We start from the raw sequence: 14,468 nt of genomic DNA, 5'->3' as shown, positions 1-14,468 counted from the left end.
GTGACAGGTATAGAAGTATTAATCGACAATCGTGATGGAAAGATATATGAAATCCCTGTCACGTCAATTAGTTGGAAAACAGAAAAAACAGGAAAAGCTTCTGAACTGAATGTTAATCTGTTAAATCCGAAGCCACTCGAAAATAAAATTATATCTGGTGCGATTGTAAGGGTAACTGATGAGAAGAACAAAATTTTCTATGGTTATTCATTTAAAGCTGGATTGGGGAAAAGCAGCGAATTTAAGATTACTGCTTATGACCAACTGAGGTATTTAATGTTCAATGACACATTTGTCATGAAATCAATGCAGTCCGAGGCTGCTATAGCTCAAATATGCAGCCAAGCTAAATTAAAATTAAGTGTATCTACGAAGACAGGCTATAAAGCACCAGCAATGATAGAGGAAGATAAAAAAGCCTTAGATGTCATTATGAAATACATTGATTCGGCTATTGTAGCAACCAATCAAAGTTTTGTTTTCATGGACGATTTTGGCTCGCTGGGGCTTCATAATATTAAAGATTTAGTTATCCCACCTACTGATTTTTATATAGGTGAAGAAAGTCTTTTGTATGATTATGATTATTCCATCTCTATAGATGATAGTTACAATCGCATTAAGCTCGTTTTAGATGATAAAAAGGCATCAAAGAGACGGGTATTTATAGCGCAGGATAGTAACAATATCTCTAAATGGGGACAATTACAGTATTACGAAAAAGTAGATGAAAATATGACGAAAGCGCAAATTGAGAGTCTGTTAGATGCATTACTAGCTGTACACAATAAAGAAAAAAAGAAACTATCTTTGAAATGTTTAGGTGACTGGCGTGTACGAGCAGGCAAAATGGTGTTTATCTTCATCGAAAAGCTAGGGTTAAAACAATTGTTTTTGGTGGATACTTGCACCCATGATTGGACACCTAAAGTCCATACAATGTCATTAGAATTAAAGGTGATATGATGAGTTTACTAGATTTAATCAAAACAACGGCCATGGCTGCCTTCCAAGCATCCAATCCAGTCAATATCGTTGTAGGTGAAGTAATTGAATCGAAGCCACTTAAAATAGAAGTCCATTCCAAGCTCATCTTAACGGATGAGTTTTTACTTGTGGCTGAGCATTTGACAAGGCATGAACGTATAGTTTCAATTGCTTATGAATATGCACAGAATTTTTCTAGTGGCCGTATGGGAGATGCATGGAAACAAGCAAGTTCTTCACGAAAAAATATAAGGGAATCTGAACCTAATCCTTATGAAAAATATGACATGAAATACGCAAAATTTATTTTTGAAGATGGGCTTAAAATAGGTGATAAAGTTGTGTTGCATAGGGTGCAGGGAGGGCAAAGATATTTTGTATCAGATAGATATAAAGAGGGGGATAAAGTATGGTAGTGCCTACAGACGGGGTAACAATTACGCCAGACATTGAGATAATCGAAGCGGCACAGTTGCCCACACGAACCTATAAACTAGATTTTGTGAAAGGACGCTGTGGGGGTTTTATAGATAGCCAAAAGGCAATGGAACAAGCCATTTTTAAAGTATTAAATACAGTGCGCTTCAAGCATCTGATTTATTCCGACGACTATGGTTTTGAAAATATGATTGGTCAAGATGAGTTATATGTACGCGGTGATTTAGGTAGACGCATTCAGGAAGCCTTGTTACAAGATGAACGTATTACAAGTCTATCGAATTTCATTTTAGAATTTACTACGAAAGAGGATGTCTTGGTTACATTTGTAGCGCATACGGTTTACGGTGATGTACAGCTACTGAAGGAGGCGGTGAGACTTGCTTGAATATTTGGAAGCTCAAACCTTTGAAAAATTAGTATCAGAGTTGCTTGAACGTGTTCCAGATGATGTAGATAAGCGGGAAGGAAGCATCATTTATGATGCAATTGCCCCTACGGCATTCAAGCTTGCTGAAACATACTGGGATATGGCGGTGCTATATCGTCGTACTTTTGCGGCTACAGCTGACGGCATTGATCTTGAAAAACGTGTCAACGAATTTGGCGTAGAACGTAAAAAGGCAGGTAAAGCAATACGACGAGCTATCTTCACTGATCGAGATGGACAGCCCTTGCAAGTTGCTTTAAACAGTCTTTACAGATTAGATGATTTGTTGTATCAAGTAATAGAAAATATAGAACCAGGAAAATTTAAAGTAGAGGCGCAAACGGCTGGGGCTGTAGGGAACAGAGATTATGGTGATTTACTTCCTGTCGATGCAAATAATAAATTAGGAAGAGCTCTGCTAGCAGATGTTATTGTACCAGGTGAAGATGAGGAAACGGATGAATCCCTGTACCAAAAGTATTTGGAACATATTAGGGATAAAGCATTTGGTGGCAATCGGGCAGATTATCGTAAAAAAGTGCGTGCCATACAAGGTGTTGGTGGGGTGCGGTTAAGACGTGCTCCATACGGTGGTGGTACAGTAAAAGTGATTATTATTGATTCTGATTTTAATGCACCTACACCTGAATTTATTGCATATGTGCAAGAGATTATTGACCCCGTTGAATTCAAAGGAGATGGATACGGCACCGCACCGATTGGTCATAGTGTTATTGTCGAGGGTGTCGGAGAAGTTGGGATCACCATTGAATGCGAGCTTATTTTAAATGGGGCTACAATTGGACAAATCGAAGCGCAAGCTAATGAAATCCTAGAAGCATATGTCTCGGAGTTACGTGCAAATTGGTATAAGGATTTAGATATCAATGTACGCATCACGCATATTGAATCGAAACTCTTAGAGATTGATGGAGTAGAGGATATTACTATCACACGATTAAATGGAGTAGAAAGTAATATTAATCTAATCGAAGAGATACCTGTAATTACGGAAATTATATTGAAGGAAGTGGTCGCATGAGCAATGACTTTATGAATGAACTTCCATCATACTATCGAGATATTAGAGAGTTTCAAGAGTTGTCCGAAACAGTTGTAACAGACTGGAGTAAACTCGATGAAGCTTTTTTTTATATAGAAAAGGATCAATTTATTTTATCTTCAGAAGAGGCAGCCATTACAATACGTGAAAAAGATTTTGGCATTATTGCAGATCGACGGGTGGAAACTTTAGATTTCCGCAAGGCAAGGTTACTTTCGAGAATGCAAGAAATCTCAACGTTAGTGTACGAATACCTAAAAAATATGCTGGATGCGTTATTAGGTCAAGATATGTATGAAATGAACCTAGATATTGTTGTATTTGAAATGGAGTTATTTGTTACACCAGAAACGATTTATTATAGGGAAGCAAAAAACTTAATTGAACGTATTGTACCATTAAATATAGCTTTACGAATGGCCCGGAAATTTAAAATTGAAGGCAATGTTTACATGCCGAGCTTTATGGCAACCGGCTCTGATATCACGTTGCATCCATTAAATCTCGGTACCATCGAGCGGCATATGCGTAGTAACAACCTAGCAGGCATCAAAACAGCCTCAACAATCACAATAATGCCAATATAGGAGAGGAGTGATATTGTGGCGCAATACGGCACATTAATCACAAACATAGGGTTAGCGCAAATAGCCAATGCCCAAATTACACAGACGAAGGTGGGGTTAGAGTACATTGCACTAGGCGATGGAAATGGTGCTCACTATGTACCAAAACAAAACCAAACAGCTTTAGTACACGAAGTTTGGAGAGGTCCAATTGCTGAACTATCGATTGATCCAACTAATAGCAATCGTATTATTATTGATGCTGTGATCCCCGTAACAGCAGGTGGTTTTACGATTCGTGAGATTGGTATTTTTGATGAAAAAAATAATTTGATAGCCATTGGACAATATCCAGAGAAATATAAACCTCAGTTAAGTGAGGGCGTGTCGGAGGAAACATTAATTCATTTTGTTATTGAAACAAATAATGCTGATGTCGTAAAACTAACGATTGATCCTACAGTTATTATTGCATCTCGTAATTATGTGGATGGAAAAGTAGCACAGGTACAAACGGCGCTTACTGAACATTCGGAACAAATGAAACCTAAAGTTGATAACTCATGGCAAAAAGGTGTTAAAAATGATGTATCTGTTATGAATTTAAGTGACCACTACGCAGAAAAGGTAATATTCTTCCCTAACTCTTCTTGGAAAAGTAATACGAACGTTGAAGTGCTAAGCATAACTATTCCTTTCGATGGTAGGTTTTCAGGAACAGTAAAATTAGCTATCACTACTTATTGGGGAGGGTCAGAGTCTCATGGTGGCGCTACAGCATTATTTCAAGTAGGTAGTTATGACAGCAGCGGTGTTAAGTTAAATAATATGACTATAGAGACTATATCTACTACATTTGCTAGAGATTATTACATTAGTGGAGCAGTGTTCAACGGTACTAATATGATTATCGAAGTTAGAAAAGCACCTAGCGCTTCTAACCCTATGACTGTTAGTCTGGCTGTACAAGGTTACGCTACAGGCGCTAAAGGTGTATTCACAGCTACGAATGAGGCTACAGTTACGTCAATGGATACAGGAAGTCCTACTGCTGGTGGCTACCCGTGGACAGCGCAAACATCTAGCTTTGTGACTAAGAACGGAAGTAACGTTATAACTGGTCTGCTCGTAACTAAAGAAGATGTGGTCATCGAAGGTGGGGTAAGAAGTCTTGTTTTTAGAACACCTAACCAATCTCACTACTCATTAATGAGATTTAATGCCAATAATGAAAATGATCTTGGATTTGAATTTATCCGTAACGGTGTTCTTGCGATGTCTTTATTAAAAGACGGCTCAATATTAGTCAGAGGTAATGATGGGATTTTATTCAATTTAGCTGATTTAAAGTCCTCTGTCAGTGATGGTAAGGCTGCAGTTAATCAGGCGGTCACTGACATGGGTGTTTACACCGCGCCTGACGCATCGTATGCGACGACTGCTGCTAACATTAGAAATTTAAGTAATATCAAAGCTGGTACAGGTACTATCACAAGTGACAATCTCCGAACGACATTTGCGGTAAGTGGGTTACCATTCAAGCCGCGAGCAATTATGCTCCAAGCCAGAAATGCAAATATTCAAGCTAAAGGGATGTATAACGAACAATTCACAGCAAGTGAATTTTTAATCTTGATAAATGGTAATGGAATGAACAACACATTTTCGGTATTTAATGGCGGTTTTAATGTATCCGCAGCTTACCCAAATGGAACTGGATTATTTGATTACTGGGCAATTAAATAAAGGGGGAAACTAAATGCTACAAGTAGGAAACAGAGTTTATTACAATAAAGCATCAAGAAATATATTATTTATCGCTGGTGAAATTCATAATGCAGATACTCAACGAGATCCAGACGAAGTTATTGAATTTATTGATATTCCATTTGGATCAATAGATTACTCAAAAAATATGATTGTTGGTGTTGATGTTGAAAATAAAAAAGTAATACTGCAACCAATAGAGAACGCACAAGAAAAACAAATACGAGAGCTTGAAGATGCTTTGCTTTTGGCAACAGAAAATGACGCGGGAGGAATTTTATAATGGTCAATCAAGTAGTAGTAAGAATCGCAGCTGAAAGAATTATGGCAGGTGGACTTAATCCAAAGACAAATCAAATTTATGTAATTGATGATATTACGAATGAGGATTACCGAGTGGCTGTTGAAGATTATATTCTAACAGCTACTGAAGGCGTTTAATAGTATAATTTATAAAAAAAAACAACCCCGAATTGGTTTACTTTTTCTAAAAGTGTTATCTATTCGGGGTTCAGTTTATTTCCCTTTATAACTTTCCTTGTTTACTTAGTCTGTGTGTGCTACTGCGCTGATTTCGATTAGTTGCTCTGGGGATGCCAAATAATTCACGCCAATGAGGCTACCCGCTGGCCGATGCTGTTCCATGTATTTCTTGAAAAGTCGGATGACTGGCTCGGTGTGTTCTTTTGCATTTGTTAAATAGATTTCCAGATAAGCGAGGTTGTACTTCGTTGCACCAAACCCTTCTAGAACACGATCTAGATTTTCAAGAGTTTGTCGTGTCTGTGCCTCGATATCGCCATCGCCAACGAATGCCCCCTCTGTATCGTGGGAAAATTGCCCTGAAATGTAGATAGTGCCGTTGACACTATAACCTTGGGAAATACCGTGATCCCAAAGATCATGATTGTAGATTTTAACATTTTTCATTTTTTTCTCTCCTTTACTTCAAAGTAATGTCAGTATAAAATGAACGCAAACAAAAAAATAGTACGCACTTTTTTGAAAGGTACTACCAGAAAGGATAGTGTAAATATGGGTATGGCTGACTATAAAGAGAAGGGGAATATTCAAGAAACACCTTTCGGATATACATTATCAGTGATTGGTGGTAAATGGAAAATGCTTATTATTTATATTCTTGCAGAAAATCAAACAGTTCGGTTTAATGATTTGAAAAGAAGAATAGGAGCTATTACCTTTAAAACATTAAGTTCACAACTTAAAGAATTGGAAGCAGATGGAATGGTTAATCGGAAAGAGTATCCACAAATTCCTCCTAAAGTTGAATACAGTCTCACACATAAAGCAGAAACTCTACTACCTGTTTTGGAACAGCTATGTGAGTGGGGAGAAAAAAACTCTAATAATTAAGTATCTTTTGTATGGCTGATGTAATAGATAATTGTTCCAAAATGTTCATTAATCATAGATTATCTTTTTGAACTAACTGCAGTTTAGTGAAAGAAGGTGATTCTTCCATAGATGGCGAAAAATATTAAAAGGAATTTATGACTCTTTAGGAGAGAGGGAGAGAAAAATTTGAGTTATGAAATTATAACATTACCGGCCTATCGGACAGTAGGATTAAAATGGGAGGGAACATTCGCTGAAATTGTACCGAATTTAAAAAACGTCATTCAACAAGTTGAAGACCGTGCCGATGAGATAGAAAATAAGGTGAATCCTAATGTTCAATTAGGTCTATCTTATCATTTGATTGAGAATGGATTCGCATATTACGCCATGTATGAAGTGAGTGAGGAACAGGAAATTCCTGATGGGATGATTGAAATATGGGTTCCTGAATGGACGTATGTGAAAACGACACATAATAAAGGAGACGATATACAAAAGACCTACACTGATTTACATCAATGGTTATTTGATAGTGACTATACTGCATATAGAGAAGCTGGTGTAGATTACTATGATCCTTATATGCCGATTAAACATGAACACTATCCAGTTGATTGTGACCCGATTAATCCTCATTTTGATATTTATATACCGATTGTAAAAAAATAATGTTTTCTTAATTAAACAAACGAGGCTTAGTATAACAAGTTAAGTCAACAATTTGTTGGTTTTTTTGTTGTCTATTGTTCCATATTGTTCAGTAATACAAACTACGCATGCAAAGGCTTAACGTTATATTTATTATCTAAAGTAGTACAAGGGTTAAGATATCTAGTTGCTCATACATGGAATTAGGATAGTTTAGTGGGAATGTTAGATGGTAAAGATTATTGTAAATTGTTGGTGAATCCTCTGATATAATTGTATAAATTAATACAGGGGTGATAAATTGCAATCTATAAAATATTTATTTCATTTAATAGCATTATCTTCTTTGATTAGTATCATTTTAATCGGTTTCGTTTTGGACGAGTCACCAGAGTTTTGGGAACACGGATATGAAACTGGAATTGTGCTGTTTTCTTTATCTACAAGTTTCTTAGCAGCATATTTTTTCTTTTTCATGGACATTTTTGTACCGAGTAAAATAAAAAAGAATCAGTTAACCAAAAGACTTGTATTACCACTTAATAGAATTCTAGGTAGAATGAATGCTTCTATGGAATGTATAAAAGAACTTTCTGGATTAGAATATGCCGAATTTAAAACACTTAAAAATAAGGGTAATAATGATAATTTTAATTTTGACTTTGAAAAAAAGAAGCACCTAGAGTTAAAACAGATTTAAAAACAAACTTTTCTTACTTTGAGTATTTTTATGATAATAAATTAGATATTGACTTTTATGTGCAAAGGGTCAACGCATTACCTGAATTAGATTTTGAAATTCAATTATTGATGGACAAAATAATTTATAGTGATTTCCATGAAATATTACAAAGTATTAATAATGTTAAGGGTAGATTTGACAAGGTATCTTATAATCCTGACATGTTAATAGAAACTTTTGAAGATTATGTTGAATTATTATTTGACCTGAAAAATATGATGTCTAAGCAGAAAATTAAGATTACTGTTGACTGTAAAAATCTTAAATAACAAGAAACAAGTGTTAGGTACTTCACAATCATCTGTGGAGGGCTATTTTTATACAACAAGACCTAAGTAATGCACTGTGCCGAGCAGTGCTATTTTTTATGTTGAGGTGAGGGCAGTGGAGCTTTTAGTAATAACAGGGGCAGGGATCGCTGAAAAAGTGGCCAATAGTTCAAATCCATGGATTTACTTATCTATTATATTAATAATTGCTGTATTAATTGCTGGACGTTACATTTTCAATTATTTAATTCAATTAGATCAATCGCATCGTGACGAATCAAAAGAACGGGAAAAAGCATTGATGACGCATTTAGAACGTTCTAATGATTCACAAGAAAGGACAGCGAACGCATTAGAAGGAATTCATTCAAGTCTTTCAACATTAGAGGGTCGAGTTGACCGTATTGAGAAACATACTTATAACAAGGAGAGTGCATAAAATGGATTTAACTAATATTTTTATGATTGCAATGATGATGGTTGCAATTGTCTTAGCAGTTGCAGAGGTACTTAAAAAGACGTTTAATCTTAATACTCAATACATGCCGATCACGTCTGTAGTGATTGGTATTTTTATTGGTTTGGTATTATGGCCTTTAGCTGAATTTCCACTGTACGTTATGTTGATTTCTGGCTTTATAGCAGGACTAACAGCGTCAGGCACATTTGATTTGTTAAAGGCAGCTAAAAAGGAAGGTGAACAGTAATGGCTTATACGTTCAAACAAACCTTTCTACCTGCAAACAAATATTCAATCAAGACGCCATACACCATGGTGCCTCAATTTATCACTGTGCACAATACAGCAAATGATGCACCAGCTGCTAAGGAAATTGCTTATATGATCAATAACAATAATCAAGTATCTTATCATGTTGCGGTAGATGATAAAGAGGTGATTCAAGCTATTCCGTTTAATCGTAACGCTTGGCATTGTGGAGATGGTGGAAATAGTTCGGATCCTAAGGCATCAAAGAAAGGCAACCGTATTTCTATTGGAATAGAAATCTGCTACAGCAAAAGTGGTGGTGTTCGTTATGGAGTGGCTGAAGAAAATACAGTTCAGTACATTGCAAAATTATTGAAGCAATATGGCTGGGGCATTGAGCGAGTGAAGAAACATCAGGACTGGAACAGCAAGTATTGTCCCCACCGTATATTGACAGAAAATCGTTGGAATAGTTTTTTGAAACGAATTGAAGAAGCAATGAATCCGATGGAAATAGGAAAACCAACAGAAAAGGATGATGATAAAATGCAATTCTCAAATGAGACAACTAAAGCAGCAGTTCGTGATTACATTAAACAAGCTGTAGATAAAGGCAAGATTGATAAGTCTTGGCTTGATAAATTCGATGCGGGTACTATGACAGGTGGGGATTTTGAAGGTTTGAAGATTATTATTGAGCAGCGTAGTAAATAATGCTCGTTTCCGTAAATTCGCTAAAACCAGCAAAGCTAAAATTTAGCCGAGCTGGTCTTTTTGTTTAACATTATACTATTAAGAAGTATAAAAGTAGTAAAAAACAAAAAATAAATACACCAATAAATATTAAATTAAAGGTATCTATATTTTTTTGATTATACTCTGGAGGTTGTTCGAGTGTAGTTGTAAAAATCTTTTGTGAAGGCAAAGCCTCATCAACAATTTTCTCCTTCGAAATTGGTGTTTTTTCAATTACAGAATTGCAATATTCACATACATATAAACAGTAACCATCTTTATTTACTTCTTCAAATGAATTATTGGCTAAACAATTAGGGCAATTTATCAATTACATTTTCCTCTCTGCTCATATCTGCTATTTCCCATTTTAGGAAAATCAAGATGTTTTGTATATAGAAATAAAAGTTAATATTCTACTTAAGAAGAAATAGCTAAACAAATCGTTATCAAGGTTGAGCGAGACGTGACGTGGATGGAGCCAATGCTACATTGTAAAGTTCAATATTTAGAGAAAACCGCATCAGGATCATTAAGAATTGTATCGTCTAAGGGTTTTGATTTTGATAAAGTTCCAGAAGCTATAAACTAAAACCATGCGCTCAAATGAGTACCTGGTTAATTTTTTTATTTTAATACAGCATCATTTAACAAGACATTAAATTGTTCGACTTTACTTTCATCTGAATAGTCTTTCTTTAACACGTAGTTAGAAATAATCCCTTCCACTGTTATTTGTTGTCCAACTGTTAGTTCAGCTTCTTGATCTAAATCAATTACTGCAAAGTTTGTTATTTCTTCTGGATAAACCCCAAGGAAAAAATCTTCTTTATTCTTATCTTTATCAAAGAGCTCATCGTAATCAATGAACTCGTAGTTTTCAATGTCTCTATTGCCCATATAGATAATAAACTTATCAGCACGTACAGCAGTAGTTGAACCTTCTCTTCTTCTTTTTTGACCAATATTTGAACTTTCAAATACAAATTCTGTGATTACACCAGAAGCAGTTGCTTTCCTACCAAGTAAATCAAAATCATCTTCAAATTGTTTTCCGTTTTTATGGCCAAGAATAATCATATCCACCAATTTTTCATCTTTTACAGTTAGTAGTTTATTTGTAAAATCCGCTATTGTTTTCCCTTCTAAATTTTCATCTATAAATTGTTTGCTTTGTTCTTCTAATGATGCTTTCTTTACAGTTTCTTTTGGTTTTGAGGAATCACTTTCACCGCATCCAGTTAGTGCTAGTGTAAGAATAAGTGATGCACTTAAAATGAGTTTCTTCATATAAGTATTTGCTCCTTGTATGAGTTGTAATAATAAAATTGTATCAATATTGGAAGGTGTTGTCAGTAATATAAATGTAGATTAATATTGTTTTTAAATAGCCCTATTATGTGGGATCTTTTTGTTTAACTGCGAAGAATTTAATTATAATCTTAAAGTAGAAGTAAGTATTTCTAAATAATTTTTTGTTATGATTTCTACTATTTATATATACCTGTCCGGGTGAATTTTTGTATTATTTTCTACTGGGGTACACTTTTTACAAAAAGTGCGCGTACCCCAGTTTGTACCCCACATCGTACCCCAGTTAAATACATTTAGATACACTTCGTTAGACAGGTATAGAAACCTTCATTAATACAAAACCTTGATATTATGCACATCAAAAAATTAAAAACATCAGGATAGAAACCAAGGTCATAAGTTATGCTTATCAAAAAAGATAATATTAATGTAATTTACTTATGAATATAAATGCGCTATCATGGGTATTGGAGAAAAGATGCTACACATTTTTAAAGCCTTTTCAAAAAGATATATATTAGGGGGATCCGCAAATGGCACAAGGTAATTTACACAACAGCCGTGCATCATTCGAAGTGAATGGTAAAACTTACAATTACTATGACTTAGCTGCGATTGAAAAAGCTGGCGTTGCAAAAGTTTCAAACCTTCCTTACTCAATCAAAGTATTATTAGAATCTGTTTTACGTCAATATGATGCGTATGTAATTAAAGAAGAACACGTAAACGAATTAGCAAAATGGGGTAACGGTGCTGACCCAGAGGCAGAAGTACCATTCAAACCTTCTCGTGTTGTATTACAAGACTTTACTGGTGTACCAGTAGTTGTTGACCTTGCATCTCTTCGTTCTGCAATGAAAGAAATGGGCGGCGACCCAAGCAAAATCAACCCTGCTATTCCAGTTGACCTTGTAATTGACCACTCAGTACAAGTTGACAAATATGGTAATGCATCTGCATTACAAGCGAACATGGACCTAGAATTTGAACGTAACGCTGAGCGTTATAACTTCTTAAAATGGGCTCAAACTGCTTACAATAACTTCCGTGCTGTACCACCAGCAACAGGTATCGTTCACCAAGTAAACTTAGAGTACTTAGCTCCAGTTGTACACGTAAACGAAAATGCTGACGGCACATTCGAAACATTCCCAGATTCAGTAGTAGGTACTGACTCTCATACAACAATGATCAACGGTATCGGCGTTCTTGGATGGGGCGTAGGTGGTATCGAAGCTGAAGCAGGTATGCTTGGTCAGCCTTCATACTTCCCAATTCCAGAAGTTATCGGTGTTAAATTAGTTGGCGATCTTCCAAACGGAACAACTGCTACTGACTTAGCATTAAAAGTAACACAAGTATTACGTCAACGTGGCGTAGTTGGTAAATTCGTTGAGTTCTTCGGACCTGGCGTATCTAAATTACCACTAGCTGACCGTGCGACAATCTCTAACATGGCTCCTGAATATGGTGCTACATGTGGTTACTTCGCAATCGACGAAGAATCATTAAACTACATGCGTTTAACTGGTCGTGACGAAGAGCACATTGCGGTTGTAGAAGCTTACTTAAAAGCGAACCACATGTTCTTCGATCCAACATTAGAGCCAGTTTACACAGACGTTTTAGAAGTAAACTTAGCTGAAATCGAACCAAACCTTTCTGGTCCAAAACGTCCACAAGACTTAATTCCACTATCTCAAATGCGTTCTCGTTACAAAGAAGCAGTAGTGGCACCACAAGGTACACAAGGTTTCGGTTTAACAGAAGATGAATTCGCAAAAACTTCTGTAGCGAAATTCGCTGAAGGCGATGTAGAAATCCCAACAGGTGCTGTTGCGATTGCTGCGATCACTTCTTGTACAAACACTTCTAACCCATACGTATTAATCGCTGCGGGCTTAGTGGCGAAAAAAGCTGTAGAAAAAGGACTAACAGTACCGAAATGGGTAAAAACTTCTTTAGCACCAGGTTCTAAAGTTGTAACTGGTTACCTTGAAGATTCAGGTTTACAAACATACCTTGACCAAATCGGTTTCAACACTGTAGGTTACGGTTGTACAACATGTATCGGTAACTCAGGTCCATTATTACCTGAAATCGAAGAAGCAATTAAAGCAAATGACTTATTCGTAACTTCCGTTCTTTCTGGTAACCGTAACTTTGAAGGTCGTGTACACCCACTTGTAAAAGCTAACTACTTAGCTTCACCACCACTTGTTGTTGCTTATGCACTTGCTGGTACAGTGGATATCGATCTACAAAAAGATTCATTTGGTAAAGACAAAGATGGTAACGAAGTATTCTTCGCTGATATCTGGCCATCAACTGAAGAAGTTAATGCAGTATTAGGTACTGTTGTTAACCGTGAGTTATTCCAAAAAGAATACGAAACTGTATTCACAGCGAACGAAAAATGGAATGCAATTGAAACATCAACTGAGTCTCTTTACACATTTGATGACAAATCAACTTACATCCAAAACCCACCATTCTTCCAAGGTCTTGCAAAAGAGCCAGAAGCTATTAAAGGCTTAGACGGCTTACGCATTATGGCGAAGTTCGGTGACTCAATCACAACTGACCATATTTCTCCAGCTGGTGCAATCGGTAAAGAAACACCTGCAGGTAAATATTTAATTGAAAACGGTGTTGCAATCCGTGACTTCAACTCTTACGGTTCTCGTCGTGGTAACCACGAAGTAATGATGCGTGGTACATTTGCAAACATCCGTATCCGTAACCAAGTTGCTCCTGGTACAGAGGGTGGATTCACTACTTACTGGCCAACAGGCGAAGTAGAGTACATCTATGACGCATGTATGAAATACCAAGAACAAGGTACTGGCTTAGTCGTACTTGCTGGTAACGACTACGGTATGGGTTCTTCTCGTGACTGGGCTGCGAAAGGTACATTCCTACTTGGCGTGAAAACTGTTATCGCACAATCTTACGAGCGTATCCACCGTTCTAACCTAGTAATGATGGGTGTTCTTCCACTTCAATTTATGCCAGGTGAATCTGCTGATACATTAGGCTTAACTGGTAAAGAAGAAATCTCTGTTAACATTACTGACAACGTAAAACCACGTGAAATCTTAACAGTAACTGCTAAATCTGAAGACGGCACAGTTAAAACTTTCCAAGCTTTAGCTCGTTTCGACTCAGAAGTAGAGGTAGACTACTACCGTCATGGTGGTATCCTACAAATGGTTCTACGCGCAAAAGCTGCTGAGTAATCATCACCATAAAAACCGATCTCTTAGGAGGTCGGTTTTTTTATTTATTAAGAGAGTGTTGGATAGAAGTGGCCAAAATATGTATAAATAGCACCAAATGACGGATTTAATGGATAATTATAATTTAATTTCCAATGAACCTAGCATTTTTCCAATTCTTTCGGTAAAATTAATAGGTAAGGATAAAATTTTTACATAAACG

General features: G+C 36.3%; 17 protein-coding genes. 15 read left to right on the top strand and 2 right to left on the bottom strand.

Going from position 1 to position 14,468, the window contains the following annotated elements:
* The 8 genes from LCP48_RS12880 to LCP48_RS12845 are packed head-to-tail and all read left to right on the top strand — an operon-like array spanning nucleotide 1 to nucleotide 5,692.
* Nucleotides 1-966 carry an XkdQ/YqbQ family protein gene (locus LCP48_RS12880; protein WP_004227797.1) on the top strand — a complete coding sequence of 322 codons (966 nt, stop codon included), beginning with the start codon at nucleotides 1-3 and terminating at the stop codon, nucleotides 964-966.
* Nucleotides 963-1,403 carry a DUF2577 domain-containing protein gene (locus tag LCP48_RS12875; RefSeq protein ID WP_004227799.1) on the top strand — a complete coding sequence of 147 codons (441 nt, stop codon included), beginning with the start codon at nucleotides 963-965 and terminating at the stop codon, nucleotides 1,401-1,403. Before LCP48_RS12880 ends, LCP48_RS12875 begins: the two co-directional genes overlap by 4 nt.
* Complete coding sequence (locus tag LCP48_RS12870; RefSeq protein ID WP_004227801.1) at nucleotides 1,397-1,813, top strand: DUF2634 domain-containing protein; 417 nt, start codon at nucleotides 1,397-1,399, stop codon at nucleotides 1,811-1,813. Before LCP48_RS12875 ends, LCP48_RS12870 begins: the two co-directional genes overlap by 7 nt.
* Nucleotides 1,806-2,897, top strand: a complete 1,092-nt coding sequence (locus LCP48_RS12865; RefSeq protein ID WP_004227803.1) for a baseplate J/gp47 family protein — start codon at nucleotides 1,806-1,808, stop codon at nucleotides 2,895-2,897. Before LCP48_RS12870 ends, LCP48_RS12865 begins: the two co-directional genes overlap by 8 nt.
* On the top strand, nucleotides 2,894-3,505 hold the full coding sequence (locus LCP48_RS12860; RefSeq protein WP_004227806.1) for a putative phage tail protein: 612 nt from the start codon (nucleotides 2,894-2,896) through the stop codon (nucleotides 3,503-3,505). The genes LCP48_RS12865 and LCP48_RS12860 overlap by 4 nt, the downstream gene beginning before the upstream one ends.
* A 15-nt stretch (nucleotides 3,506-3,520) precedes the next feature.
* Entirely contained in the window at nucleotides 3,521-5,230 is a 1,710-nt protein-coding gene (locus LCP48_RS12855; protein WP_004227808.1) for a phage tail protein, read from the top strand.
* 13 nt (nucleotides 5,231-5,243) lie between these two features.
* Nucleotides 5,244-5,534, top strand: coding sequence for a hypothetical protein (locus tag LCP48_RS12850; RefSeq protein WP_004227810.1), 291 nt, complete (start codon nucleotides 5,244-5,246; stop codon nucleotides 5,532-5,534).
* Nucleotides 5,534-5,692 carry a hypothetical protein gene (locus tag LCP48_RS12845; protein ID WP_004227812.1) on the top strand — a complete coding sequence of 53 codons (159 nt, stop codon included), beginning with the start codon at nucleotides 5,534-5,536 and terminating at the stop codon, nucleotides 5,690-5,692. Before LCP48_RS12850 ends, LCP48_RS12845 begins: the two co-directional genes overlap by 1 nt.
* 105 nt (nucleotides 5,693-5,797) lie before the next feature.
* Here the strand turns inward: LCP48_RS12845 and LCP48_RS12840 are convergent, their stop codons facing one another.
* Nucleotides 5,798-6,181: a RidA family protein gene (locus LCP48_RS12840; RefSeq protein WP_004227814.1), complete on the bottom strand. Its 384-nt coding sequence runs from the start codon at nucleotides 6,179-6,181 to the stop codon at nucleotides 5,798-5,800.
* A 105-nt stretch (nucleotides 6,182-6,286) separates the two neighbouring features.
* Here LCP48_RS12840 and LCP48_RS12835 point away from each other — a divergent pair, with 105 nt between their 5' ends.
* From LCP48_RS12835 to LCP48_RS12810, 6 genes are all read left to right on the top strand, one after another.
* Nucleotides 6,287-6,625, top strand: a complete 339-nt coding sequence (locus LCP48_RS12835) for a winged helix-turn-helix transcriptional regulator (protein WP_004227817.1) — start codon at nucleotides 6,287-6,289, stop codon at nucleotides 6,623-6,625.
* 168 nt (nucleotides 6,626-6,793) lie between these two features.
* Nucleotides 6,794-7,279, top strand: coding sequence for a GyrI-like domain-containing protein (locus tag LCP48_RS12830; RefSeq protein WP_004227819.1), 486 nt, complete (start codon nucleotides 6,794-6,796; stop codon nucleotides 7,277-7,279).
* Between the two features lie 280 nt (nucleotides 7,280-7,559).
* Nucleotides 7,560-7,958, top strand: a complete 399-nt coding sequence (locus tag LCP48_RS12825; RefSeq protein ID WP_004227822.1) for a hypothetical protein — start codon at nucleotides 7,560-7,562, stop codon at nucleotides 7,956-7,958.
* A 426-nt stretch (nucleotides 7,959-8,384) separates the two neighbouring features.
* The gene (locus tag LCP48_RS12820) at nucleotides 8,385-8,708 is read left to right on the top strand and encodes a hypothetical protein (protein ID WP_009371739.1); all 324 of its coding nucleotides are present in this window, start codon (nucleotides 8,385-8,387) and stop codon (nucleotides 8,706-8,708) included.
* A gap of 1 nt (nucleotide 8,709) precedes the next feature.
* The gene (locus LCP48_RS12815) at nucleotides 8,710-8,976 is read left to right on the top strand and encodes a hypothetical protein (RefSeq protein ID WP_004227831.1); all 267 of its coding nucleotides are present in this window, start codon (nucleotides 8,710-8,712) and stop codon (nucleotides 8,974-8,976) included.
* On the top strand, nucleotides 8,976-9,692 hold the full coding sequence (locus tag LCP48_RS12810; RefSeq protein ID WP_225340254.1) for a peptidoglycan recognition protein family protein: 717 nt from the start codon (nucleotides 8,976-8,978) through the stop codon (nucleotides 9,690-9,692). Before LCP48_RS12815 ends, LCP48_RS12810 begins: the two co-directional genes overlap by 1 nt.
* Before the next feature lie 648 nt (nucleotides 9,693-10,340).
* On the opposite strand, the gene LCP48_RS12805 is transcribed toward LCP48_RS12810, so the two are convergent.
* Entirely contained in the window at nucleotides 10,341-11,003 is a 663-nt protein-coding gene (locus LCP48_RS12805; protein ID WP_004227838.1) for a hypothetical protein, read from the bottom strand.
* A 557-nt stretch (nucleotides 11,004-11,560) separates the two neighbouring features.
* On the opposite strand from LCP48_RS12805, the gene acnA reads away from it, so the two are divergent.
* Nucleotides 11,561-14,266 carry an aconitate hydratase AcnA gene (gene acnA / locus LCP48_RS12800; protein ID WP_225340253.1) on the top strand — a complete coding sequence of 902 codons (2,706 nt, stop codon included), beginning with the start codon at nucleotides 11,561-11,563 and terminating at the stop codon, nucleotides 14,264-14,266.
* Nucleotides 14,267-14,468 lie beyond the last annotated feature (202 nt).

Origin of the sequence: Lysinibacillus capsici, from assembly GCF_020217405.1 — a bacterium.
Lineage (GTDB): Bacteria > Bacillota > Bacilli > Bacillales_A > Planococcaceae > Lysinibacillus > Lysinibacillus capsici.
Note: the sequence above shows the minus strand (reverse complement) of the source record. Positions and strands in the feature narration are given on the sequence as shown.

Bases quoted from the DNA above. Each gene is read 5' to 3' on its own strand.
- LCP48_RS12875 (WP_004227799.1), top strand. From the start codon at position 963: ATGATGAGTTTACTAGATTTAATCAAAACAACGGCCATGGCTGCCTTC.
- LCP48_RS12870 (WP_004227801.1), top strand. From the start codon at position 1,397: ATGGTAGTGCCTACAGACGGGGTAACAATTACGCCAGACATTGAGATA.
- LCP48_RS12860 (WP_004227806.1), top strand. From the start codon at position 2,894: ATGAGCAATGACTTTATGAATGAACTTCCATCATACTATCGAGATATT.
- LCP48_RS12850 (WP_004227810.1), top strand. From the start codon at position 5,244: ATGCTACAAGTAGGAAACAGAGTTTATTACAATAAAGCATCAAGAAAT.
- LCP48_RS12845 (WP_004227812.1), top strand. From the start codon at position 5,534: ATGGTCAATCAAGTAGTAGTAAGAATCGCAGCTGAAAGAATTATGGCA.
- LCP48_RS12840 (WP_004227814.1), bottom strand. From the start codon at position 6,181: ATGAAAAATGTTAAAATCTACAATCATGATCTTTGGGATCACGGTATT.
- LCP48_RS12835 (WP_004227817.1), top strand. From the start codon at position 6,287: ATGGGTATGGCTGACTATAAAGAGAAGGGGAATATTCAAGAAACACCT.
- LCP48_RS12815 (WP_004227831.1), top strand. From the start codon at position 8,710: ATGGATTTAACTAATATTTTTATGATTGCAATGATGATGGTTGCAATT.
- LCP48_RS12810 (WP_225340254.1), top strand. From the start codon at position 8,976: ATGGCTTATACGTTCAAACAAACCTTTCTACCTGCAAACAAATATTCA.
- LCP48_RS12805 (WP_004227838.1), bottom strand. From the start codon at position 11,003: ATGAAGAAACTCATTTTAAGTGCATCACTTATTCTTACACTAGCACTA.
- acnA (WP_225340253.1), top strand. From the start codon at position 11,561: ATGGCACAAGGTAATTTACACAACAGCCGTGCATCATTCGAAGTGAAT.